The organism is Nocardioides sp. YIM 152588, assembly GCF_040191335.1.
Taxonomy (GTDB): domain Bacteria; phylum Actinomycetota; class Actinomycetes; order Propionibacteriales; family Nocardioidaceae; genus Nocardioides.
This window is the reverse complement of sequence record NZ_JBEGDJ010000026.1, coordinates 25942-50053: the sequence shown is the minus strand read 5'-3', so window position 1 is coordinate 50053 and position 24112 is coordinate 25942. Positions and strand designations below refer to the sequence as shown.

General features: G+C 73.8%; 20 protein-coding genes. 18 read left to right on the top strand and 2 right to left on the bottom strand.

The window, feature by feature from the left end; translation table 11 throughout:
- The first annotated feature begins 18 nt into the window (after positions 1 to 18).
- The 9 genes from pyrG (at position 19) to ABLM29_RS13550 (ending at position 9720) form a co-directional block, all read left to right on the top strand.
- Positions 19 to 1764 carry a CTP synthase gene (gene pyrG, locus ABLM29_RS13590; RefSeq protein ID WP_349714667.1) on the top strand — a complete coding sequence of 582 codons (1746 nt, stop codon included), beginning with the start codon at positions 19 to 21 and terminating at the stop codon, positions 1762 to 1764.
- Positions 1765 to 1766: 2 nt separating this feature from the next.
- Positions 1767 to 2360 carry an NUDIX domain-containing protein gene (locus ABLM29_RS13585; protein ID WP_349714657.1) on the top strand — a complete coding sequence of 198 codons (594 nt, stop codon included), beginning with the start codon at positions 1767 to 1769 and terminating at the stop codon, positions 2358 to 2360.
- Between the two features lie 37 nt (positions 2361 to 2397).
- Entirely contained in the window at positions 2398 to 3351 is a 954-nt protein-coding gene (gene xerD, locus ABLM29_RS13580; protein WP_349714656.1) for a site-specific tyrosine recombinase XerD, read from the top strand.
- An 8-nt stretch (positions 3352 to 3359) separates the two neighbouring features.
- Entirely contained in the window at positions 3360 to 5888 is a 2529-nt protein-coding gene (locus ABLM29_RS13575; RefSeq protein ID WP_349714655.1) for a DEAD/DEAH box helicase, read from the top strand.
- Positions 5889 to 6233: 345 nt separating this feature from the next.
- A complete protein-coding gene (locus ABLM29_RS13570; protein WP_349714666.1) occupies positions 6234 to 7127 on the top strand; it encodes a ParA family protein in 894 nt (297 codons plus the stop codon).
- Complete coding sequence (locus tag ABLM29_RS13565) at positions 7112 to 7483, top strand: hypothetical protein (protein ID WP_349714654.1); 372 nt, start codon at positions 7112 to 7114, stop codon at positions 7481 to 7483. Before ABLM29_RS13570 ends, ABLM29_RS13565 begins: the two co-directional genes overlap by 16 nt.
- A complete protein-coding gene (locus ABLM29_RS13560) occupies positions 7476 to 8342 on the top strand; it encodes a segregation and condensation protein A (protein WP_349714653.1) in 867 nt (288 codons plus the stop codon). The genes ABLM29_RS13565 and ABLM29_RS13560 overlap by 8 nt, the downstream gene beginning before the upstream one ends.
- A complete protein-coding gene (gene scpB, locus ABLM29_RS13555; RefSeq protein ID WP_349714652.1) occupies positions 8339 to 8971 on the top strand; it encodes an SMC-Scp complex subunit ScpB in 633 nt (210 codons plus the stop codon). Before ABLM29_RS13560 ends, scpB begins: the two co-directional genes overlap by 4 nt.
- Positions 8968 to 9720, top strand: a complete 753-nt coding sequence (locus ABLM29_RS13550) for a pseudouridine synthase (protein ID WP_349714651.1) — start codon at positions 8968 to 8970, stop codon at positions 9718 to 9720. Before scpB ends, ABLM29_RS13550 begins: the two co-directional genes overlap by 4 nt.
- A 104-nt stretch (positions 9721 to 9824) precedes the next feature.
- Here ABLM29_RS13550 and ABLM29_RS13545 read toward each other — a convergent pair whose 3' ends face one another.
- A complete protein-coding gene (locus tag ABLM29_RS13545; protein WP_349714650.1) occupies positions 9825 to 11657 on the bottom strand; it encodes a GAF domain-containing SpoIIE family protein phosphatase in 1833 nt (610 codons plus the stop codon).
- A gap of 104 nt (positions 11658 to 11761) precedes the next feature.
- On the opposite strand from ABLM29_RS13545, the gene ABLM29_RS13540 reads away from it, so the two are divergent.
- From ABLM29_RS13540 to ABLM29_RS13505, 8 genes are all read left to right on the top strand, one after another.
- Positions 11762 to 12841 (top strand): prephenate dehydrogenase, encoded by a 1080-nt coding sequence (locus ABLM29_RS13540; RefSeq protein ID WP_349714649.1) that lies wholly within the window; start codon positions 11762 to 11764, stop codon positions 12839 to 12841.
- An 11-nt stretch (positions 12842 to 12852) separates the two neighbouring features.
- Positions 12853 to 13584, top strand: coding sequence for a (d)CMP kinase (gene cmk / locus ABLM29_RS13535; protein WP_349714648.1), 732 nt, complete (start codon positions 12853 to 12855; stop codon positions 13582 to 13584).
- Complete coding sequence (locus ABLM29_RS13530) at positions 13581 to 14333, top strand: lysophospholipid acyltransferase family protein (RefSeq protein ID WP_349714647.1); 753 nt, start codon at positions 13581 to 13583, stop codon at positions 14331 to 14333. The genes cmk and ABLM29_RS13530 overlap by 4 nt, the downstream gene beginning before the upstream one ends.
- Entirely contained in the window at positions 14326 to 15651 is a 1326-nt protein-coding gene (gene der, locus ABLM29_RS13525; protein WP_349714646.1) for a ribosome biogenesis GTPase Der, read from the top strand. Before ABLM29_RS13530 ends, der begins: the two co-directional genes overlap by 8 nt.
- A 158-nt stretch (positions 15652 to 15809) precedes the next feature.
- A complete protein-coding gene (imuA', locus tag ABLM29_RS13520) occupies positions 15810 to 16460 on the top strand; it encodes a DnaE2-dependent mutagenesis accessory factor ImuA' (RefSeq protein ID WP_349714645.1) in 651 nt (216 codons plus the stop codon).
- 1 nt (position 16461) lies between these two features.
- Positions 16462 to 18099 carry a Y-family DNA polymerase gene (locus ABLM29_RS13515; protein ID WP_349714644.1) on the top strand — a complete coding sequence of 546 codons (1638 nt, stop codon included), beginning with the start codon at positions 16462 to 16464 and terminating at the stop codon, positions 18097 to 18099.
- Positions 18100 to 18229: 130 nt separating this feature from the next.
- Entirely contained in the window at positions 18230 to 19168 is a 939-nt protein-coding gene (locus tag ABLM29_RS13510; protein ID WP_349714643.1) for a phenylalanine 4-monooxygenase, read from the top strand.
- Positions 19165 to 20031, top strand: a complete 867-nt coding sequence (locus ABLM29_RS13505; RefSeq protein ID WP_349714642.1) for an LLM class flavin-dependent oxidoreductase — start codon at positions 19165 to 19167, stop codon at positions 20029 to 20031. Before ABLM29_RS13510 ends, ABLM29_RS13505 begins: the two co-directional genes overlap by 4 nt.
- A gap of 48 nt (positions 20032 to 20079) precedes the next feature.
- Here ABLM29_RS13505 and ABLM29_RS13500 read toward each other — a convergent pair whose 3' ends face one another.
- The gene (locus ABLM29_RS13500; protein WP_349714641.1) at positions 20080 to 20649 is read right to left on the bottom strand and encodes a hypothetical protein; all 570 of its coding nucleotides are present in this window, start codon (positions 20647 to 20649) and stop codon (positions 20080 to 20082) included.
- A 127-nt stretch (positions 20650 to 20776) separates the two neighbouring features.
- Here ABLM29_RS13500 and ABLM29_RS13495 point away from each other — a divergent pair, with 127 nt between their 5' ends.
- A complete protein-coding gene (locus ABLM29_RS13495; protein ID WP_349714640.1) occupies positions 20777 to 24106 on the top strand; it encodes an error-prone DNA polymerase in 3330 nt (1109 codons plus the stop codon).
- Positions 24107 to 24112: the final 6 nt, after the last annotated feature.

Here is a 24112-nt window from a genome sequence, read left to right as displayed (position 1 = left end):
GGATGGAATCCCGTGAACATGGCGCCCGGTAGCGGATCTTTTCGGCAGGCAAAGCACCTCTTCGTGACCGGAGGAGTGGCCTCCTCCCTGGGCAAGGGACTCACGGCCTCGAGCCTCGGTCGGCTGCTGCGCTCGCGCGGCCTGCGGGTCACGATGCAGAAGCTCGACCCGTACCTGAACGTGGACCCCGGGACGATGAACCCGTTCCAGCACGGCGAGGTCTTCGTCACCAACGACGGCGCGGAGACCGACCTCGACGTCGGCCACTACGAGCGGTTCCTCGACACCGACCTCAACCAGATCGCCAACGTGACGACCGGTCAGGTGTACTCCTCGGTGATCGCCAAGGAGCGCAAGGGCGAGTACCTCGGCGACACCGTCCAGGTGATCCCGCACATCACCAACGAGATCAAGGACCGGATTCTGGCCATGGGCCACGGCTCCGACCCGGTCGACGTGGTGATCACCGAGATCGGCGGCACCGTCGGCGACATCGAGTCGCTCCCGTTCCTCGAGGCCGCCCGGCAGGTGCGCCACGAGATCGGCCGCGACAACTGCTTCTTCCTGCACGTCTCGCTGGTGCCGTTCATCGGCCCGTCCGGCGAGCTGAAGACGAAGCCCACCCAGCACTCCGTGGCCGCGCTGCGCCAGGTCGGCATCCAGCCCGACGCGATCGTCTGCCGCGCCGACCGCGAGCTGCCGCAGGGCATCAAGCGCAAGATCTCGCTGATGTGCGACGTCGACGAGGACGCGGTGGTCACCGCCGCCGACGCCCCCTCGATCTACGACATCCCCAAGGTGCTGCACCGCGAGGGCCTCGACGCCTACGTCGTGCGCCGCCTGAACCTGCCGTTCCGCGACGTCGACTGGACGCTCTGGGACGACCTGCTGCGCCGCGTGCACCACCCCAAGGAGCACGTCACCGTCGCCCTGGTCGGCAAGTACATCGACCTGCACGACGCCTACCTCTCGGTGGCCGAGGCGCTGCGCGCCGGCGGCTTCGCCAACGAGGCCAAGGTCGAGCTGCGCTGGATCCCCTCCGACGAGTGCGAGACCCCGGCCGGCGCCGCCAAGCAGCTCTCCGACGTGGACGCGATCTGCGTGCCGGGCGGCTTCGGCATCCGCGGCCTCGAGGGCAAGCTCGGCGCCCTGACCTACGCGCGCACCCACCAGATCCCGACGCTGGGCCTCTGCCTCGGCCTGCAGTGCATGGTGATCGAGTACGCGCGCACCGAGCTGGGCCTCGCCACGGCCGGCTCCACCGAGTTCGACCCCGACACCGCGGAGCCGGTGATCGCGACGATGGAGGAGCAGAAGGACATCGTCCACGGCGGCGGCGACCTCGGCGGCACGATGCGCCTCGGCGCCTACCCGGCCAAGCTCGGCGGCGGCACCCTGGCCCGCGAGCTGTACGGCGCCGAGATGATCGAGGAGCGGCACCGGCACCGCTACGAGGTCAACAACGGCTACCGCACGGCGCTCCAGGACGCCGGCCTGGTCTTCTCCGGCCTCAACCCGGACCTCGACCTGGTCGAGTTCGTCGAGCTGCCGCGCGACGTCCACCCGTTCTACATCGGCACGCAGGCCCACCCGGAGCTGAAGTCGCGCCCGACCCGCCCCCACCCGCTGTTCGCGGGCCTGGTCAAGGCGGCGATCAAGCGCCAGCGGGAGACCCGCCTCGAGATCGACGACAGCAACCTGCACGCCGAGATCGACGAGTCCCCGGTCGAGGCGCAGGTCGAGACCGCCGACGTCGACGCCTGAGCGTGGCCGGCGGCGCACCCGAGGACCTGCCGGAGACCTGGCCCGTCCTCGAGACCGACGAGGTCTTCCGCAGCGGCTGGGTGGTCGCGCTGCGCAGTGACCTGGTCACCCGACCCGGTGCCGACGACGAGGCGCCCTTCCGGCGCTTCGTCGTCGAGCACCCGGGCGCGGTGGTGGTGCTCGCCATCGACGACGAGGATCGGGTGCTCTGCCAGCGCCAGTACCGGCACGCCACCGGCCACCGGCTGGTCGAGCTGCCCGCCGGGGTGCGCGACGCCCCGGACGAGGAGCCGATCGAGGTGGCCCGGCGCGAGCTCGTCGAGGAGGCGGGGCTCGCCGCCAGCGAGTGGACCCCGCTGCTCTCCACCTACAGCTCGCCCGGCTACACCGAGGAGCGACTCCACTTCTTCCTCGCCCGCGGCCTCAGCCCCGCGGACCGCGGCGGCTTCGAGCCGGAGCACGAGGAGGCGGAGCTGGAGACCTTCTGGGTGCCCTTCGACGCGCTGGTCGAGCGGATCCTGGACGGCACCGTCGCCGACGGCCCCACGGTCCAGGCGGTGCTCGCCCACGCGGCGGCCCGGCGTCGTACCGGGTGACGACGCCGGCCCGGGAGACATGCCCTAGCCTGAGGCGGTGAGCAGTGCCGTGACCCTCGACCGAGCGGTCCGCACCTACCTCGACCACCTCGGCGTCGAGAAGGGCCTCGCGGCCAACACGCTGGTCTCCTACCGCCGCGACCTGCGCCGCTACTGCGAGTTCCTGGACCGGGCCGGGATCGACGAGCTCGACGCGGTCACGCCGACGACGGTGACCGAGTTCCTGATGCGGCTGCGCGAGGGCGACGCCGACCACCCGCCGCTGGGCGCGGCCTCGGCCGCCCGCACCGTGGTCGCGGTGCGCGGGTTCCACAAGTTCGCCGTCCGCGACGGGCTGGCCGTGGCCGACCCCGCCGCCGGGGTGCGGCCGCCGACGCCGGCCAAGCGGCTGCCCAAGGCGCTGCCGCTCTCCGACGTCGAGGCGCTCCTCGAGGCCGCCGGCGCCGACGACACCCCGCTCGCGCTGCGCGACCGGGCGCTGCTGGAGATCCTCTACGGCACCGGCGCCCGGATCTCGGAGGTCGTCGGGCTGGACGTCGACGACGTCTCGGCGGTGCTGGAGGACGACCCCGAGGACGCCGTCGTGCTGCTGCGCGGCAAGGGCGGCAAGGAGCGGCTGGTGCCCGTCGGCTCCTACGCGCGGCAGGCGCTGTCGGCGTACCTCGTGCGGGGGCGCCCCGCCCTGGTCGGGTCCGCCGCGGGTGGGGCGGCGCTGTTCCTCAACGCCCGCGGCGGCAGGCTGTCGCGCCAGTCCGCGTGGGCCGTGCTGGTCAAGGCCGCCGAGCGGGCCGGACTCGGCAGCGACGTCTCCCCGCACACCCTGCGGCACTCGTTCGCCACGCACCTCCTCGACGGCGGCGCCGACGTCCGGGTCGTCCAGGAGCTCCTGGGCCACGCCTCGGTGACCACCACCCAGATCTACACGCTCGTGACCGTCGACAACCTGCGCGAGGTCTTCGCCACCGCGCACCCGCGGGCGCGGGACGACTGAAGGAACTGATGAACCAGAGCAGTACCGCCGCCGATCGCGCCTACGAGCGGATCCTCGAGCACGCCGCCGAGCGTGGCCTCGAGCTCTACCCGCACCAGGAGGAGGCGGCCCTGGAGCTGATGGCCGGCAACAACGTCGTGCTGGCGACGCCGACCGGCTCCGGCAAGTCGCTGGTCGCGATGGCGGCCGCGATGGTCGCCCAGGCCGACGACCGGGTCACGTTCTACACCGCGCCGATCAAGGCGCTGGTCAGCGAGAAGTTCTTCGAGCTGTGCGCCACCTTCGGCGCCGAGGACGTCGGCATGCTCACCGGCGACGTCGCCGTGAACGCCGACGCACCGATCATCTGCTGCACCGCCGAGGTGCTGGCCAACATCGCGCTGCGCGAGGGCGCGCAGGCCGACGTGGGCATGGTCGTGATGGACGAGTTCCACTTCTACGGTGAGCCCGGACGCGGCTGGGCGTGGCAGGTGCCGCTGATCGAGCTGCCGCAGGCGCAGTTCCTGCTGATGTCGGCCACCCTCGGCGACGTCACCGAGCTGGCAGAGGACCTGACCCGCCGCAACGGACGGGAGACCGCCGTCGTCGACCAGGCCGAGCGGCCGGTGCCGCTGACGTTCACGTGGTCGCTGACGCCGGTGGCGGAGACGCTCGAGGAGCTGGTCAGCACCGGCCAGGGCCCCGTCTACGTGGTCCACTTCACCCAGGCCGCCGCCGTCGAGCACGGCACCTCGCTGCTGGCCGCCGGCTTCAAGAAGCCGCGCGAGGAGATCGCCGAGCGGCTCGCCGGGGTGCGGTTCGCCGCCGGCTTCGGCACCACCCTGTCCAAGCTGCTGCGCAACGGCATCGGCGTGCACCACGCGGGGATGCTGCCCCGCTACCGGCGCCTCGTCGAGCAGCTCGCCCAGGCCGGGCTGCTCACCGTCATCTGCGGCACCGACACCCTCGGCGTCGGCATCAACGTGCCGATCCGGACCGTGCTGTTCACCGGCCTGGCCAAGTTCGACGGCAGCCGGCAGCGGGTGCTGCGGACCCGGGAGTTCCTCCAGATCGCCGGTCGCGCCGGCCGCGCCGGCTTCGACACGGCCGGGTACGTCGTGGTGCAGGCGCCCGAGTTCGTGATCGAGAACGAGAAGGCGAAGGCGAAGGCTGCGGCCAAGAACGCCGCGATGAGCGACGCCAAGCTCGCCAAGCGGAAGTCCAAGGCGCAGCTGAAGAAGGCGCCCGAGGGCTCGGTGGTGTGGACCGAGGCCACCTTCACGAAGCTGGTCGAGGGCAGGCCCGAGCGGCTGAAGTCCCAGATGAAGGTCGACAACGCGATGCTGGTCAACGTCGCCTCCCGCGAGGAGGACGCCTTCGCGGTGATGCGCCGGCTGCTGACCGACAACCACGAGGACCGGCGCACCCAGCTGCGCCTCGCCAAGCGGGCGGTCCGGCTCGCGCGCAGCCTGGTCGCCTCCGAGGTGCTGACCCGCCTCGACGAGGTCGACGGCTTCGGGCGGCGCTACGTGCTCACCGAGGCGCTGCCCGAGGACTTCGCGCTGAACCAGCCGCTGTCCCACTTCGCCCTGGCCGCGCTGGAGGTGCTCGACCCCGACTCCGCGACGTACACGCTGGACCTGGTCTCCGTGGTCGAGGCGGTGCTGGAGGCGCCGCGCCCGCTGCTGCTCGCCCAGCGGCACGAGGCACGCGGCGAGGCGATCGCGGCGCTCAAGGCCGACGGCGTGGAGTACGACGAGCGGATGGCGCTGGTCGAGGAGATCACCTGGCCCGAGCCGCTCGCCGACCTGCTGGAGCCGCTCTACGAGACCTACCGCGAGCGGCACCCGTGGCTCGCGGTCGACGCCCTGATGCCCAAGTCGGTGGTGCGCCAGATGTGGGAGGAGGGTATGGGCTTCACGGCCCTGGTCAGCCGCTACGGCGTGGCGCGCTCCGAGGGGCTGGTGCTGCGCTACCTCACCGACGCCTACCGGGCGCTGCGGCAGACCGTCCCGGCCTCCCTGCGCACCCCCGAGCTGGAGCTGCTGGTCGACTGGCTGGGGGAGACGGTGCGTCAGGTCGACTCGTCGCTCCTCGACGAGTGGGAGACGCTGACCCACCCCGAACGGATCACCGCCGACACGCACCTCGACGCGCCCCCGCCGCCGCCCCGCCCGCTCTCCGCCCAGGGGCGGGTCTTCGAGGTGATGGTGCGCAACGCGCTGTGGCGCCGCGTCGAGCTGGTCGCGCGCGACGACGTCGACGGGCTGGCCGCGGTCGACGGCCTGGAGAAGCCCGACTTCTCCCGCCAGGACTGGGACGACGCGCTGGAGGAGTACTACGCCGAGCACAACAAGGTGCTGCTCGACGCCGACGCCCGCGGCCCGTCGCTGCTGCGGGTGGAGAAGGGGGCCGGGACGTGGTCGGCGACCCAGACGATCCACGACCCCGAGGGGCACCACGACTGGGTGATCGAGGCCGAGGTCGACCTGGCCGCCTCCGACGAGGCCGGCGAGGCCGTCGTACGGACCGTGGCGATGCGCTGCCTCGGCGGCTGACGCGGACTCCGAGGGGGCGCCGGTGTCGCCGTGTCGATATTCGTCGCGCTCGCTGCGGCGCGTCGCCGCAATGTCTCCGTGTCGACATTGTTGGATCGGTGGTGCACGGGGCCCTGGGGAAGGGGCCCACGACATCCGTGACGGACCCCGTCACCCCCAGACAAGAGGTGAACCGCGATGGTCGGTGGATACTTCGGCTCCAGCAGCGCGCCCGACATGCCCCCGCGGGTGCCGCGCCCCTCGTCGGAGCTGCCCCCGCTGGGCGGCGCGCAGGAGGCCTCGGCCCCGCTGCCGTTCGCTCGGCCCGAGCCCGCCCCGGCGGAGAAGGTCGCCCCGCCGATGCCGATGCTGCCGTTCACCGCGCCCGAGTCCGCGGACCCCGCGCCGAAGCCCAAGGGCCAGCTCGGCCCCACCGGCCGGCCGATTCCCGTGCTGCGCGACCCCGAGCCGATCGCCGAGCACGGCAACGCCCGCGTGATCTCGATGTGCAACCAGAAGGGTGGCGTCGGCAAGACCACCACCACGATCAACCTCGGCGCCTCGCTGGCCGAGTACGGCCGCAAGGTGCTGCTGGTCGACTTCGACCCGCAGGGCTCCCTCTCGGTCGGCCTCGGGCTCAACCCGCACGAGATGGACCTGACGGTCTACAACCTGCTGATGGACCCCGAGACCGACTTCCACGACGTCGTCGTGCCCTCGGGCGTCCCGGGCGTCGACCTGCTGCCGTCGAACATCGACCTCTCCGCCGCCGAGGTGCAGCTGGTCCACGAGGTGGCCCGCGAGCAGACGCTGCAGCGCGTCCTCGCGCCGGCGGTCGCCGAGTACGACGTCATCCTGATCGACTGCCAGCCCTCGCTCGGCCTGCTCACCGTCAACGCGCTGACCGCCTCCGACGGCGTGATCGTGCCGCTGGAGTGCGAGTACTTCGCGCTGCGCGGCGTCGCGCTGCTCAAGACCACCATCGACAAGGTGAAGGCGCGCCTCAACCCGCGCCTGGAGGTCGACGGCGTCCTGGGCACCATGTACGACGGCCGCACCCTGCACGGCCGCGAGGTCCTCGAGCGCCTGGTCCAGGCGTGGGGCGACAAGGTGTTCCACACCGTCATCCGTCGTACGGTCAAGTTCTCCGACTCGACCGTGGCCGGCGAGCCGATCACCTCCTACGCGTCCTCGTCCGCCGGCGCGGACGCCTACCGGCAGCTGGCGAAGGAGGTGGCGCAGCGGTGGGCCGACGCGTGAGCATGCCCGCGGCCGACGACCTGTTCCGCGCCACGTCCGACGGCGCGGACTCGGCGAAGGGCCGCAAGAAGAACTCCGCGGTGCGCGCGGTTCCCGACGCCCCGGAGCAGTCGGAGCAGCCGGCGGAGACGACCGGCAAGAAGCCCAGCGGCCGCATCCGGCACGACGAGAAGATCACGGTCTACGTGACCGCCGCCGAGCTGATGCAGCTGGAGCAGACCCGGCTCCAGCTGCGCGGCGAGCACGGCCTGGTGGTCGACCGCGGCCGCCTCGTGCGCGAGGCCGTGGGACTGGTCCTGGCGGACTTCGAGGCGCAGGGGGAGGACTCCGCGCTCGTCAGGCGCCTGCGTGAGTAACCCGTTCGAGGTCCGCCTCGACAACTTCGAGGGCCCGTTCGACCTGCTGCTCAGCCTGATCTCCAAGCACAAGCTGGACGTCACCGAGATCGCGCTGTCGCAGGTCACCGACGAGTTCATCGCCCACATCAAGCAGCTGCCGGACGCGGACCTCGAGGAGACCACCTCGTTCCTGCTGGTCGCCGCGACCCTGCTCGACCTCAAGGCCGCCCGGCTGCTCCCGGCCGGCGACGTCGAGGACGAGGAGGACCTCGCGCTGCTCGAGGCGCGCGACCTCCTCTTCGCGCGGCTGCTGCAGTACCGCGCCTACAAGCAGATCGCCGCGGTGCTCGGCGAGCGCGTCGAGGTCGAGGCGAAGCGGTTCCCGCGCGCTGTCGGCCTCGAAGAGAGGTTCGCGGGCCTGCTGCCCGAGGTGCTGATCGGCATCGGCCTGGACGCCTTCGCGGCGCTGGCGGCCAAGGCCCTGGCCCCCAAGCCGGAGCTGCAGCTGCCGATGCACCACATCCACGCGCCCGCGGTCAGCGTCCGGGAGCAGGCGGTGGTGGTGATGGACCGGTTGCGCCGCAGCGGCACCATGACCTTCCGGGCGCTGTGCGGCGACTCGCCGGACACGCTGACCACGGTCGCGCGCTTCCTGTCCCTGCTCGAGCTGTTCCGGGAGGGCGCGGTCTCCTTCGACCAGGTGACCCCCCTCGGCGAGCTGACGCTGCGGTGGACCGGCACCGACGAGGACATCGAGATCACCGACGAGTTCGACGGCGCGCCGCCGGAGACCCCCGCCGACACCCCGGGCGTGCCGGTCGAGGGTGGCGAGGCGGAGAATGGGCCCGACGCCCCGGCCCAGGAGGAGCCCCGATGACCGATCAGACCGACGAGGCGCTCGACGTACCCGTCGTCGAGCTGCGGCCCGCCCTCGAGGCGGTGCTGATGGTCGCCGACGAGCCGCTGGACGAGGTGGCCCTCGCCGCCGCCGTCGGCCACCCCGCCGCGGCGGTCGCCGCGACGCTCGCCGAGCTCGCCGCCGAGTACGACGCCCAGGGCCGCGGCTTCGACCTGCGCAACGTCGCGGGCGGCTGGCGCTTCTACACCCGTGCCGAGTTCGCCACCGTCGTGGAGGCGTTCGTCCTCGAGGGCCAGCAGGCGCGGCTCACGCAGGCGGCGCTGGAGACCCTCGCGGTGGTGGCCTACCAGCAGCCGGTCTCCCGGGCGCGGGTCTCGGCGATCCGCGGGGTCAACGTCGACGGCGTGATGCGCACCCTGCTCAACCGCGGACTGGTGGAGGAGGCCGGCCGCGACGGCGAGCACGGGGCGACGCTCTACCGCACCAGCACCTACTTCCTGGAGCGGATCGGCATCCTCTCGCTCGACGAGCTGCCCGACCTGGCGCCGCACCTGCCCGAGCTCGACGAGCTGGAGGCCGAGCTGGAGCGCGTGACCGCCCCGGCGCCCGCGCCGCCCGCCGAGCCCGGTCCGGAGGCGGCCCGATGAGCCGCGAGATCGTCACCGACGAGGACGGCCAGATCCGGCTGCAGAAGCTGCTCGCGCAGTCCGGCGTCGCCTCGCGACGCCGGTGCGAGGAGCTGATGCTCGACGGCGAGGTCGAGGTGGACGGCGAGGTGGTGACGCGGCTCGGCACGAAGGTCGACCCGCGCACCGCGGTGATCAAGGTGTCGGGCAAGCGCCTGCCCCCGGTCTCCGCGCACGTCTACCTCGTGCTCAACAAGCCGCGCGGGGTCGTCTCGACGATGTCGGACCCCGAGGGCCGCCGTACGATCACCGACCTGGTCTCCGACCGGCCCGAGCGGCTCTTCCACGTCGGCCGGCTCGACACCGACACCTCGGGCCTGCTGCTGCTCACCAACGACGGTGAGTTCGCCCACCGGATGGCGCACCCCTCGTTCGAGGTCGAGAAGACCTACGTGGCCGAGGTCGTCGGCCGGATCTCCAAGGGCACGCTCGCCGAGCTCCTGGCCGGCGTCGAGCTCGAGGACGGGCCGGTCGAGGTGCGTCGCGCGCGGCTGATCGACACCCGCGCCGAGAAGTCGATCATCGAGCTGGTGATCCACGAGGGCCGCAACCGCATCGTCCGCCGGCTGCTGGACCAGGTCGGCCACCCCGTCCGCCGGCTGAGCCGCACCCGGTTCGGTCCCGTCGAGCTCGGCACGCTGCCGTCCGGTCAGCTGCGCGACCTCACCGACGACGAGCTGGGGCAGCTGCTGGAGTCCGCGGGGCTCTGACCCCGGGCGCGAGTCGGCACAAGCTGACGCCGCACGGCGCGAGTGGGCAGAAAGTTTCTGCCGACTCGCGCTCCGCTCGGTGGGTCGTGTGCCGACCCGCGGGGTCAGTCGCGGAGCAGGTCGGCGACCACGAGCGCCACGTCGTCGCCGACCCGGCCCATCCGCTCCAGCACCGCCGTGGCGCAGGAGGCCGCGTCCCCGTCGCAGTCGGCGACCTGCCCCACCAGGAGCGCCATCCGGTCGTCCAGGTCGATGCCGCGACGCTCGACAAGGCCGTCGGTGAAGAGCACGAGACGGTCGCCCGGCCGGGCCGACAGCGTGGTCACCGGCCAGACGGAGCCGGGGAGGCCCAGCGGCGGCCCGCCGGCGACCTCGAGCTCGCGGGTCCCGACGGCGTCGCGGACCACCGGGTGGGCGTGACCCGCGCGGGCGATCTCGACAGCGCCGGTCGCGGGGTCGATGTTGACCAGGCAGCAGGTGACCAGGACGCCGGCCAGCTCGACGGTCGGGTTCACCAGCGTGAGCGCGGTGTCGACCGGGTGCCCCTCGGCGAGGTAGGCGCGCAGCGCCGAGGAGACCTCGCCCATCACGGTCGCCGCCGAGTACGAGTGGCCCTCGACGTCGCCGACGACGAGCGTGACCGATCCGTCGGGCGCGGCGACCAGGTCGTACCAGTCGCCGCCGACCTCCGCGTCGTCCGCCGCGGGCTCGTAGCGCACCGCCACGTCCAGGCCGTCCGGCTCCGCCAGGTGCTGGGGGAGGAGCGAGCGCTGGAAGAGCCGGGAGACCTCGGTCAGCTCGACGAGCCGTCGGCGCAGCTGGTCGCGGGCCGCCTGCTCGCCTCGGCGGTGCTCGATGCGCTGCAGCGACGTGGCCACCTGGTCCGCGGCGGACTGGATCACCCGCAGGCTCTCGGCGCCGAACTCGCGCTCCACGCCCCAGCAGGAGACGAGCGCACCGTGACGCCGGCTCTCGCCGGTCATCGGCAGGGCGGCGAGCGCCTTCACCGTCGGCAGCGCGGCGGCCAGGTCCGGGTGCGCGGCCTCGAGGGCGGCGCGGGTCGGGTACGCGACCGGTCCGGACCGGGTGAGCGCGGCGAACCGGCTGAGGTCGGGCCCGCGGCTCGACCAGGTCGCGGTCGGGTCCAGGTCCGTCGGGTGCGGCGAGTGCAGGCCGACGGTCCGCGAGCGGTCGGCGAACCCGACGCCGATCAGGCCCGGGGTCCCGTGCACCAGGGTGCAGTTCCGGACCGCGAGCAGCGCCTCGTGCGCGGTGGTCGCGGTCGCCAGAGCGGACGTCACGGAGTTGAGCCACGAGGTCGCGAACACCAGCCACTCGGCCCGCTCGCGGCTGGCCTGCTCGCGCTCGAACAGACGGGCGTTCTCGACCGCGATCGCGGCGGCTGCGGCGACCGCCTTGACGCGCTCCTCGCTGGTGGCGGTGAACGCTCCCGGCATCGCATGGCCGAAGAGCAGCGCCCCGATCACCACGCCGTCGCGCCCGATGACGGGGGTGGCCAGGTAGCTGCGCAGCGGGAGGTGGCCGGGCGGCAGGTCGGCGTCGCCGGCGTACGTCGCCAGGTCCTCGATGCGGACCGTCTCGGTACCGGAGAAGGTCGGGTGGAACAGCGGCGTGATGCGCGGCGCCGGCATCGAGGCGAAGGCCTCCCGGTCCGCGCCGGAGAGCACGACGAGGTGGTACATGTCGCCGTTGCCGTCGACGGCGTTGTAGAAGAAGGCGCCGAACTCGGCGCCGGCGAGGCCGGTGGCGGCGTCCGTGACCGACTGCAGCACGGCCTCGAGATCGAGGCTGGAGTGGATCGCCTCGGCGAGGTGGAGCACGAGATCCGCGCCCTCGCCGGGCGGCGTCGGGCCGGGCGCGAAGGCCGGGAGGGCCAGGATGCGCGCGCCCTCCGGAGCGCCGGAGAGCTCGGTCACCGGGCGATTCTCGCAGGTGAGGCGTGTTCTCGTGGCATTACCGACCGGTCACCGGGTGCGGGCGGTCGCGGGCGCGGCCCTCGCGCGTGAGTACGCTGTCGGCCGTGCCCGAAGCCTCCACCTCCGTCCTGACCGGACCCGTCCAGGTCGTCGGCACCGGGCTGATCGGCACCTCCGTGGCGCTGGCCTGCCGCCGGGCCGGCCTCGAGGTACTGCTCAGCGACCTCGACCCCGACCACGTGCGGACCGCCTCCGGCCTCGGCGCCGGACGCCCCGCCGAGCCGGGGGACACCCCGGAGCTGGTCGTCGTCGCGGTGCCGCCGGACCACCTCGCGGAGGCGATCCGCGCCGCCCTCGTCGCCTCGCCGGACGCCGTGGTCACCGACGTCGGCAGCGTGAAGCTGGCGCCCCTGGACGCGCTGGCCGGGCAGCCCGGGCTCGACCGGTACGTCGGCAGCCACCCGATGGCGGGCAGCGAGCGTTCCGGTCCGCTGGCCGCCTCGGCCGCCCTCTTCGACGGCCGCCCGTGGGCGGTCACCCCCGCCGCGGACGCCCGGGCCGCCGGCGTCCGGCTGGTCGAGGCGCTGGCCGAGGTCTGCGGCGGCGTCGTGGTGCGGATGCGCCCGGAGGAACACGACCGTGCAGTCGCCCGCACCTCGCACGTGCCGCACCTGGTCTCGGCGCTGGTCGCCGGCACCCTGGCCGGCGCGTCGGCCGACCACCTGGCGCTCTCGGGCCAGGGCGTGCGGGACGTGACCCGGATCGCCGCCGGCGACCCCGGCCTCTACAGCCAGATCATCGGCGGCAACGCGACGGCCGTCGCGGCGCTCCTGGGCGAGCTGCGCGACCGCCTCGACCTCGCCCTCGACGCTGTCCGCGACGGTGACCGCGCGGGCCTCGCGTCGCTGCTCGCGCACGGCGTCGCCGGCACCCTCGCGATCCCCGGCAAGCACGGCGGGCCGCCGCGCCCGATGGTCGCCGTCGTCGTCGCCGTACCGGACCACCCGGGCGAGCTGGCCCGGCTCTTCGCCGACGCCGGCGACAGCGGCGTCAACATTGAGGACGTGCGGATCGACCACGACCCCGGACGCCTGGTCGGCCTGGTCGAGCTCGACGTCGCCGCGGAGCACGCGGAGGAGCTGCTGGGGGCGCTCGAATCGAGGGGTTGGGCCGCTCACCGGTAGGATTGCGGCCCGTGAACGACGCCCCGCACCCCGCCTCCGACCCGGCCCGCCCCGCCTCCGTGGCGCAGACCTCCGGGGTGGTCGTGGCCGTCGACGGCACCTCCGGGTCCGGCAAGTCCAGCACCTGCCGCGCGGTCGCCGACCGCCTCGGGCTGCGCTACCTCGACACCGGCGCCCAGTACCGGGCGATGACCTGGTGGATGCTCGCCCAGGGGATCGACGTCCACGACGCCGACGCGGTCGCCGCGGCCGCCGGCCGGCCCGACATCGTCTCCGGCACCGACCCGCTGGGCCCGACCATCGCCGTCGACGGGACCGACGTGTCGGTGGAGATCCGCACCGACGCCGTCAACGCGGCCGTCTCCCCGGTCAGCGCGGTGCCCGCGGTGCGCGAGCGCCTGGTCGCCCTGCAGCGCGAGCTCGTGGGCGAGGGCGGCATCGTCGTCGAGGGCCGCGACATCGCCTCCGTGGTCTGGCCGCAGGCCGAGGTCAAGGTCTACCTGACCGCCGACCCCGCCGCCCGTGCCGCGCGGCGCGCGCTGGAGAACGGCGGCGCCGACGTCGGCGCCACCGAGGCGTCGCTGCTCGCCCGCGACAAGATCGACTCCGGCCGCGCGGTGGCGCCGCTGACCCGCGTCCACGGCGCGATCCACATCGACTCCACGCACCAGACCCTGGAGCAGGTCGTCGACCTGGTCGCCGGCCTGGTCGAGGAGGGCATGACCGCCGTCGGCGGGTCATGAGACTGGACCCCGACGAGCGCGGGGCCCACCGGCAGCACCCTCGGAGCGACCGCGTCGCCACGCCGACCCGCTGGCTGCTCGCGGGCGGGCGCCCGGCCGCGCGCTGGCTGGTCCGGCGGCGGTACGACGTCCGGGTGCACCACCCCGAGCGCTTCCCGGCCACGGGGCCGGTGGTGCTCGCCGCCAACCACATCGGGCTCGTCGACGGCCCCCTGATGGCGCTCTTCGCGCCGCGGCCGGTGCACGCGCTGACCAAGATCGAGATGTTCGCCTCGCCGCTGGGCGGGGCGTTCCTGCGGCTGGCCGGCCAGGTGCCGCTGGACCGGTTCCGCGTCGACCCCGGCGCGGTCCGTACCGCGGTCCGGGTGCTGCGCGAGGGTGGCGTGGTCGGGGTGTTCCCGGAGGGGACGCGCGGGGGCGGCGAGCTGCGCACGTTCCGGCGCGGCGCGGCCTACCTGGCGATGGTGACGGGCGCCCCCGTCGTACCGCTGACGTTCGTGGGGAGCCGGGTGCCGGGCGGCGCGAGTGGTTCCCTGCCGCCGAAGGGTGACAGGATCGACCTCGTGGTCGGCACCCCGATCCCTGTGACTCTCCACTCATGGCCGCGCACGGCGGAACAGGTGGGCGCTCTCAGCGCGTTGTTGCACGGGCGGATGCGCGAGGAACTCGCCGCCGCCCTCAGCGAGACCGGTCGGGAGCTCCCCGGTCCGCTGCCGGAGATCGAGCTCGCGAAGGAATCCGATGACTGACATCAACCTCCCGGTCCTGGCCGTGGTCGGCCGCCCCAACGTTGGCAAGTCGTCCCTGGTCAACCGGATCCTCGGGCGCCGGGAGGCCGTGGTCGAGGACATCCCGGGCGTGACCCGCGACCGGGTCTCCTACGACGCCGAGTGGGGCGGCCGCGCCTTCACGCTGGTCGACACCGGCGGCTGGGACCCCGACGCGAAGGGGATGGCGGAGCGGATCAAGGTCCAGGCCGAGATCGCCGTCTCGCTGGCCGACGCGGTGCTCTTCGTGGTCGACGCCGCCGTCGGGATCACGGACGCCGACGAGGCGGTCGTGAAGGTGCTGCGCAAGTCCGGCAAGCCGGTGGTGCTGGCCGCCAACAAGGTCGACGACGAGCGCGTCGAGGCGGAGGCCTACGGCCTGTGGAACCTCGGCCTGGGCGAGCCGCTCTCGGTCTCGGCGCTGCACGGCCGCGGCTCCGGCGACCTGCTCGACGCGATCCTCTCGGTGCTGCCCGAGGCGGAGGAGGTCGAGGAGGAGGTCGGCGGTCCCCGCCGGATCGCCATCGTCGGCCGCCCGAACGTCGGCAAGTCCTCGCTGCTCAACAAGCTCGCCGGGGAGGAGCGGGTGGTCGTCGACAACGTCGCGGGCACCACCGTCGACCCCGTGGACGAGCTGATCGAGCTCGGCGGCCGGGAGTGGCGGTTCATCGACACCGCCGGCATCCGCAAGCGGGTCAAGGAGGCGTCGGGCCACGAGTACTACGCCTGGCTGCGCACCACGACGGCGATCGAGCGGGCCGAGGTCTGCGTGCTGGTCCTCGACGCCGGCCAGTCCGTCGCCGAGCAGGACATGCGGATCCTCCAGGAGGTCCGCGAGGCCGGCAAGGCGCTGATCATCGCCTTCAACAAGTGGGACACCGTCGACGACGAGCGCCGCTACTACCTCGACCGCGAGATCGAGCGCGACCTGGTCCAGGTCCAGTGGGCGCCGCGGATCAACATCACCGCCAAGACCGGCTGGCACGTCGACCGGCTGGTCCCGGCGCTGGACCGCGCCATCGCGGGCTGGGAGACCCGGGTCCCGACCGGCGCCCTCAACGCGTTCCTCGGCCGGCTGGTGGCCGAGCACCCGCACCCGGTGCGGGGCGGCAAGCAGCCGCGGGTGCTCTTCGGCACCCAGCCGTCGACCTCGCCGCCGACCTTCGTGCTGTTCACCACCGGCAAGCTCGACGCCGGGTACGAGCGGTTCATCGAGCGGCGGCTGCGCGAGGAGTTCGGCTTCGTCGGCACCCCGATCGTCCTCCAGGTGCGACCGCGGGAGAAGCGCAAGCGCACCTGACCTGTCGGGTGGCTGTTGCGCGTGGGGCGCGTCGTCACATCCCGATTGGCCCCGAATTCGGGCCGAAAGGGGCCAATCGGGATGTGACGACGCCCAAACACCCACCGGTCTAGGCCATTCCGCTTGCCCGGATCGAACATGTGTTCGACAATGGTCGGGTGGGAGCAACGGCCGTCGACGAGTCCGTCCTCGCGCAGCTGCGCGGGCGGATCCAGGCGCTCGAGGGAGGTCCGTCGCGCCTCGGCGTGCCGGTGTCGCCCGCCCTCGACGGGCTGGTCGCGCTGCGCACCGGTGGCACGTACGCCGTCGACACCGCCTCCCTGGCGATGGCGCTCGCCGCCGGCGCCTCGGCGGCGGGGGACTGGGTCGGCTTCGTCGGCTGGTCCGACTTCGGCGTCGAGGCCGCCCACCAGCTCGGCGTCGACCTGACCCGCACGGTCCTGGTCCCCTCGCCCGGCGAGCACTGGGTCGAGGTCTGCGCGGCGCTCGTGGACGTGCTCCGGGTGGTCGTGCTGCGCCCGGCGGGGCGGATCGACCCCAAGTCCGCCTCCGTCCTCGAGGCGCGGCTGCGCGCCCGCTCCGCGGTCCTCGTGGTGCACGGCGAGTGGCCGCGCTGCGACGCCACGATCACCGCCACCGAGACCCGCTGGGAGGGGCTGGGGCAGGGGTACGGGCGGCTGCGCCGGCATCGGGCGTCCGTCGCGGTGCGCGGCACCGGTCGGCCGCGCGCCGGCGAGGTCGTGCTGCCGTTCGGCGAGGACGCAGAGGGCGTCTCCTGGGGCGCCGGCTCGGGCTCGGTGGCGGGCTAGCGTGCCCCGGGTCCTGGTGGTCTGGTGCCCGGACTGGTCGGTGACCGCGGCGCTGATGGAGCGCGCTGACTCCGACGGCACCGACGGCCCCGACGGCGCTGACGGCGTGCGTGCGGGCCGGACCACGCCCGCGGCCGTCCTCTCGGCCAACCGGGTGACGGTCTGCAACGCCGCCGCCCGCGCCGAGGGGGTACGCCGCGGGCAGCGCCGCCGCGACGCGCAGGCGCGCTGCCCCGAGCTGCTCCTGCTCGCCGACGGCCCCGAGCGCGACGCCCGCTGGTTCGAGCCGGTGCTCGCCGCGGTCGAGGAGCTCCGCCCCGGCATCGCGCCGATCCGCCCCGGCCTGCTCGCGGTGAGCGCCCCCGGCCGCTACCACGGCGGCGAGGAGGCCGCCGCCGCCCTGCTCGCCGAGCAGCTGGTCGGCCTCGGGGTCTGGGACTGCCGGACCGGCGTCGCTGACGACCTCTACACCGCCGAGCGGGCCGCCCGGGCGGCGCCGCCGCAGGGGTGCACCGTGGTCCCGGCGGGCGGCTCGGCGTCGTACCTGCGGGACCTGCCGGTGACCGCGCTCGCCGACGACGGCGAGGAGGGGCGGCGCCTGGTCGACCTGCTGCGCCGGCTCGGCCTGGTCCGGCTGGGGGAGTTCGCGGCGTTCGGCGCCGACGAGGTGAGCAACCGGTTCGGCGGCTACGGCGTTGACCTGTGGCGCCGGGTGCGCGGCGAGGGGACCGCCCTGGCTGGCGCCCGCACGCCGCCGCCGGAGCTGGTCCGCGAGATCGGGTTCGAGCCGCCGCTGGACTCGGCCGAGGCGGTGACGTTCAGCGTCCGGACCACCGCGGAGCGGTTCGTCGCCGGGCTCGCGGACCGCCAGCTGGTGGCCACCGCGGTCCGGGTCGAGGCGATCTTCGACGCCGCCGCGGTGGCCGAGGGGGAGGGCGGGATGAGCGCCCGCACCTGGGTGCACCCGCGCTGCTTCACCTCCCGCGACCTCGTGGACCGCGTGCACTGGCAGCTCCAGGCCGGGTCGGGGCTGCGCAGCCGCCGGCAGGCGGGGGCGGTGGGCGCCCCGATCGAGCGGGTGCGGTTCGTGCCCGAGACGGTGGAGCCCGCCGGCGACCACGCCGACGGGCTGTGGGGCGGCGGCGCGGAGGAGCAGGTGGTCCGCGGCGTGGCCCGCGTCCAGGCCATGGTCGGGTACGACGCCGTGCGGGTGCCCGTGCTGCAGGGCGGCCGCGGCGCGTCCGACCGCCAGGCGTGGGTGCCGTGGGGCGAGCGACCGGTCGGGCTGCGCGACGCCCGCCCGCCGTGGCCGGGCAGGATCCCGGGGCCGTCGCCGACCCGCGTCTTCCCCGAGCCGCTGCCCGCGGAGGTGGTCGACCCCGCCGGCCACGACGTCGCGGTCACCGAGCGCGGGGTGGTCACCGGGGCGCCGTACCGGTTCCGGGTGGTCGGCGGTGAGCGGCGCACCTGGCGCACGGTGGCCGGCTGGGCGGGGCCGTGGCCGGTGGACGAGGGCTGGTGGACCGGGGCGGGCGAGGGTGGCCGCTCGGCGCGGTTCCAGGTGGTCGGCCTGGACGGGAGCGCGTGGCTGCTGCGCTGGCGGCCGACCGGGTGGGAGGTCGAGGCCGCCTACGACTAGCGCGGCGGCTCGCCTGCGGATGGTGCGGAGGATCTGCGGCGGATGCGCCGACTTGCCGCAGATAGTGGCGCGACGTAGCGTGGCGAGAAAGAGACCTACGTCACATGTCGATCGCCAGCAGGAGGCGCGGATGTTCGAGGAAGGCCAGCTCTACTCACCGGTGACCACCGGCGAGGACGGCTCCGTGACCGTCCACCTCGGGGACGACCACCCCGGCGTGAACGACCCGGCCTACCGCGCCCGCCGCAACGAGATCGCCCAGGTCGCCCTCGGCTGGCGTCCCGGCGACCCGGTGCCGCGGATCGACTACACGGACGTCGAGAACGAGGTCTGGGCCACCGTCTCCCGGCACATCGCGCCGCTGCACGAGCGCTACGCCTGTCGGGCCTTCAACGAGGCCAAGGCCGCGCTCGACCTGCCCGCCGACCGGGTGCCCCAGCTGGACGAGGTGACGGCCGGTCTGCAGCGGCTGACCGGCTTCTCCTACGTCCCGGCCGCCGGCATCGTGCCGCTGGAGGAGTTCTACGGGTCGCTGGCCGACGGGGTCTTCCACTCCACCCAGTACCTGCGCCACCACGCCCTGCCGCTCTACACCCCCGAGCCCGACGTGATCCACGAGGTGCTCGGCCACGGCAACCTGCTCGCCGACCCGCAGGTCGCCGAGGTGAAGCGCCTCGCCGGCGCGGCCGCCCGGCGGATGGAGACCCGGGCCGGGCTGCAGATGGTGGCCGACGTCTTCTGGTTCACCATCGAGTTCGGCGTGCTGCACGAGGGCGGCGACCTGCGCGCCTACGGCGCCGGCATCCTCTCCTCCTACGGCGAGATCGAGGAGTTCCGCTCGATGGTGATCCGCCCGCTGGACTTCCCCGCGATGGCCACCATCGACTACGACATCACCCACTACCAGCCGGTGCTGTTCGCGGCCGAGTCGTTCTCGCACATGGTCGACGCCGTCGGCGGCTTCTTCGCGGGCTGCACCGACGACACGGCGGCGGCGATGGGGCTCCGGGAGCCGTCAGAGGAGGCGTCGGAGGCTGCGTCGGCGGAGGCTGAGACAATCGGCGCGTGAGCGCGCTGAACCTGCACGTCGTCCTCTGGCCGATCCAGGAGTGGCCCGCGATGGGCGACACCTGGCGCCGCGCCGAGGAGCTCGGCTTCGCCGGCGGCTGGGTCTACGACCACCTGGCGTGGCGGGGGCAGTCGCCGTGGGACGACGCCTACGCGACCCTGGCCGCCGCGGCGGCGGTGACGTCCCGGATCCGGCTCGGCACGCTGGTCACCTCGGCGAACTTCCGCACCCCGATCCCGACCGCGTCGGCGGCCCGCACCATCGACCGGATCTCCGGCGGCCGGCTCACGCTGGGCATCGGCGCCGGCGGGGCCGCGCACACCTCCGACGGCGACGTGCTCGACCGGGACTGGACGCCGCGCGAGCGTGCCGACCGGTTCGCCGAGTGGGTCACCCAGATGGACGCGCTGCTGACCACGGCCCCGGTCACCCTCGCCGGCGAGCAGTGGTCGGCCCGCGAGGTCACCATCGCCCCGGGCCTGGTGCAGCAGCGGCCGCCGTTCTGGATCGCCGCCACCGGGCCCCGGGGCCTGCGGCTCGCCGCCCGCCTCGGCCAGGGGTGGATCGCCAACCCGCACGGGGACGACCCCTTCGCCGACGTACGGCGTCAGGTCGACGGGCTGCGCGACGCCGGCGAGGCCGTGGGGCGCGCGGTGGGCGAGGTCGCGGCGATGCCGAAGCTGCTGCTGACCGGGTTCAGCGGCGAACGCTGGCTGGAGTCGGTCGGGGCCTACGAGGACCTCGCGGGCCGGTACGCCGAGCTCGGGATCACCGACGTCGCGGTGCACTGGCCGCGGCCGGGGACCGAGTGGGACGCCGACCCGGCGGTGTTCGAGGAGATCGCGTCCCGCTTCGGTGGTTGAGGTGCGAGCGAAGCGAGCCTCGAAACCACCACCGGCGGTCCCGGTCGCCTACTCGCAGGGATCCGGCTCGCCGTCGTCCCAGTCCTCGCGGTAGTCCTCTCCGGGCGGGCAGTGGGCGACGTAGATGTCGGCGACGGTGCGGTACTCCTCGTCGCCGATGGCATAGGTCACCTCGACGTCGTTCACGACGACGGGCTCGTCGTCGTCGCTCGGCACGATCACCGCGAGCGAGGCGAGGTCGCTGCTGTCGGTGGTGCGGGAGCACTGGCCGACCGTGCCGCCCTCGCCCACGGTGGAGACGTACTCCTCCGGGATCGGCCGGTACCCGCGGGCGCTCCTGGGGCCGTGGTCGGTCGGGTAGGACCAGGCGATCCGGAACTCGGGCACCCCGTCGCCGTAGACGGCGACGGCCTCGATGTGGGTGATCGCGACCCGGCGGGCGCCGTCGGCCTTGACGCACACCTCGGTGGTCGCGTGGAAGGGCAGCGGTCGCCCCTTGGCCACGACCCCGAAGCCGTCGTCGATGACCAGGGGGCCGGGCTCGAGCTCGCTGGAGCAGCCGGAGGCCAGGAGTGGCAGCGCCAGGAGCGCCGCGAGCGTGCCGCGGGAGGGGAGCATGGGCACAAGGGTGGCAACCCGCGACGGGGGAGGCGGGTTGTCCGACATTTCTTTGCCTGGCGATCGAACGGATGTTCGATTAGGATCGAGGGATGCCCACGCCGACCCTCCAATCCGCCTGACCAACATGGGCTGGAACAACCCGCCGGTCCCGTGGCGCGAGCTGGAGCGCCGCCTCTCCGGGCGCCCGCCCGGTGCCCAGGACGCCCCGGTCTCGCGTCGCAAGGCGCCCCGTCCGACGCCCCCGCCGGTGCGTCGCCCGGACGAGCCGGTGACGCCGTACGCGGAGCTGCACTGCCACAGCCACTTCAGCTTCCTCGACGGCGCCAGCAGCCCCCCGGACCTGGTCGCGGAGGCGACCCGGCTCGGGCTGGACGCGCTGGCGCTGACCGACCACGACGGCTTCGCCGGTGCCCCGCTGTTCGCCGAGGCGGCGCGCGAGGCGGGCATGGCCACGGTCTACGGCGCCGAGCTCTCGCTCGGGCTGACCGCGCCGCAGAACGGGATCCCGGACCCTGAGGGGACGCACCTGCTGGTGCTGGCCCGCGGCGTCGAGGGCTACCACCGGCTCTGCGGGGCGCTGACCGAGGCGCACCTGCGCGGCGACGAGAAGGGACGCCCCGACCACGACCTCGACGAGCTGACCGAACGCGGACGCGGTCACTGGATGGTGCTGACCGGCTGCCGCAAGGGTGCCGTGCGACGGGCGCTGCGCACCGGCGGCCCGCGCGCCGCGGCCGCGGCTCTGGACGACCTGGCCGACCGGTTCGGCAGCGACCAGGTCGTGGTGGAGCTGCTCGCCCGCGACCACCCCGGCGAGGACGAGGCCAACGACCTGCTCGCCGCGCTGGCCGCCGACCGCGGGCTGCGGCTGGTGGCGACCGGCAACGTCCACCACGCCACCCCGGACAAGGCGCGGCTGGCCGCGGCGATGGCGGCGGTCCGCGCACGGCGCAGCGTGGCCGACCTCGACGGCTGGCTGGACCTGTCGGGCTCCGCGCACCTGCGCAGCGGCGAGGAGATGGCCCGCCGGTTCGCCCGCTACCCCGGCGTCGTGGCGCACACGGTGACGGTCGCGAACGAGGTCGCCTTCGACCTGCACAAGGCCACGCCCAAGCTGCCCAAGCAGCAGATCCCCGCAGGGCACACGCCCAGCACCTGGCTGCGCGTGCTCGCCGAGCGCGGCTTCGCGGAGCGGTACGCCGGCCGCGACGTCGAGCAGCGCGCCCGGGAGCGGATCGAGCGGGAGCTGGACGTGATCGCGCGCAAGGACTTCGACGGCTACTTCGTGATCGTCCACGACATCGTCGCCTTCGCCCGCTCGCAGGGGATCCTCTGCCAGGGCCGGGGGTCGGCCGCCAGCTCGGCGGTCTGCTACGCGCTGGGCATCACCGCCGTCGACGCCGTCCAGTTCAACCTGCCGTTCGAGCGGTTCATCTCCGAGCACCGCGAGGAGGAGCCGGACATCGACGTCGACTTCGACTCCGACCGGCGCGAGGAGGTGATCCAGTGGGTCTACGACACCTACGGTCGCCGCAACGCCGCCCAGGTCGCCAACGTGGTCAGCTACCGGCCGCGGATGGCGGTCCGCGACGCCGCCAAGGCGCTCGGCTTCTCCCAGGGGCAGCAGGACGCCTGGTCCAAGCAGATGGACGGCTGGGGGAGCACCGTCGAGGCGCCCGAGGGCGTGGAGATCCCCGCCCAGGTGATGTCCCTCGCCACCGAGCTGCTCGGCGCCCCGCGCCACCTCGGCATCCACTCCGGCGGGATGGTGCTCACCGAGCAGCCGATCGCGGAGGTGTGCCCGATCGAGCGGGCGCGGATGCCCGGCCGCACGATCCTGCAGTGGGACAAGGACGGCTGCGAGGAGATGGGGCTGGTCAAGTTCGACCTGCTCGGCCTCGGCATGCTCGGCGCCCTGGACCACATGATGCGGCTGATCGACGAGCACACCGGCCGTCGGTGGACGCTGGAGTCGATCCCCAAGGAGGAGCCGGCCGTCTACGACATGCTCTGCGAGGCCGACTCGATCGGCGTCTTCCAGGTCGAGTCCCGCGCCCAGATCGGCACGCTGCCCCGGCTGCGGCCGCGCTGCTTCTACGACCTCGCGATCGAGATCGCGCTGATCCGGCCGGGCCCCATCCAGGGCGGTGCCGTGCACCCCTACGTGCGCCGGGCCACCGGGCGGGAGCCGGTCACCTACGACCACCCGTCGCTGCAGCCGGTGCTCGAGCGCACCCTCGGCGTACCGATCTTCCAGGAGCAGCTGATGCAGATGGCGGTGACGCTGGGGGACTGCACCCGCGACGACGCCGACCTGCTGCGCCGGGCGATGGGCTCCAAGCGCGGGGTGGAGCGGATCGAGCGGATCAAGGACCAGCTCTACCGGGGGATGGCGCGGCGCGGGATCACCGGCGACCACGCGGACGCGATCTACGTGAAGATCCTCTCCTTCGCCGGGTTCGGCTTCGCCGAGTCCCACGCGCTCAGCTTCGCGCTGCTGGTCTACGCCTCGTCCTGGTTCAAGCGCCACTACCCGGCGGCGTTCCTGGCCGGGCTGCTGCGCAACCAGCCGATGGGCTTCTACTCCCCGCAGTCGCTGGTCGCCGACGCCCGCCGGCACGGGGTGGAGGTGCGTCGCCCGGACATCGCGCTGTCGGGTGCGCAGGCGGGGCTGGAGCCGTGCACGCCGCGCGAGGAGCGTGAGTGGTTCGACCGGGAGCGGTACGACGCGGCGCACGCGGTCCGGCTCGGGCTGGACGAGGTGCGCGGCATCGGCAAGGACGTCGCCGAGCGGATCGTGGCCGCACGGGCCGAGTCGCCGTACGTCGACATCCGCGACCTGTCGCGGCGCGCCGGGCTGACCGCCACCCAGCTGGAGGCCCTGGCCACCGCCGGCGCGTTCGAGGGGTTCGGGCTGGGCCGCCGCGAGGCGCTGTGGATGTCCGGGTACGCCGAGGACGGCGCCCACCTGCCGTCGAGCACGCCGGCCCCGGCGCCACCGACCCTGCCGGGGATGGGCGAGGCGGACCTGACCCTGGCCGACCTGTGGGCGACCGGCATCTCGCCGGAGCGGCACCCGGTGGAGCACTGGCGGGAGCGTCTCTCCGCGGCAGGGATCAGGGCGGTCGGGGACCTCTCCGGGGTGGAGCACGGGCGGCGGGTGCACGTGGCCGGGCTGGTCACCCACCGGCAGCGGCCGGGCACCGCCGGCGGGATCACCTTCCTCAACCTCGAGGACGAGTCCGGGATGCTCAACGTGGTCGTCTCCGAGGGGGTGATGCGGGTGCACCGGCGGGCGGCGAGGAACAGGGTCGCGGTCGTGGTCCGCGGGCTGCTGGAGCGCCAGGACGGGGTGATCAACCTGGTCGCGGACCGGATCACTCCCGTCGACGAACTGCTGCCCGGGGCCGGTGACGCCCTCCAGATCCGTCAAACGTCCCGGGATTTCCGCTGATGCTGG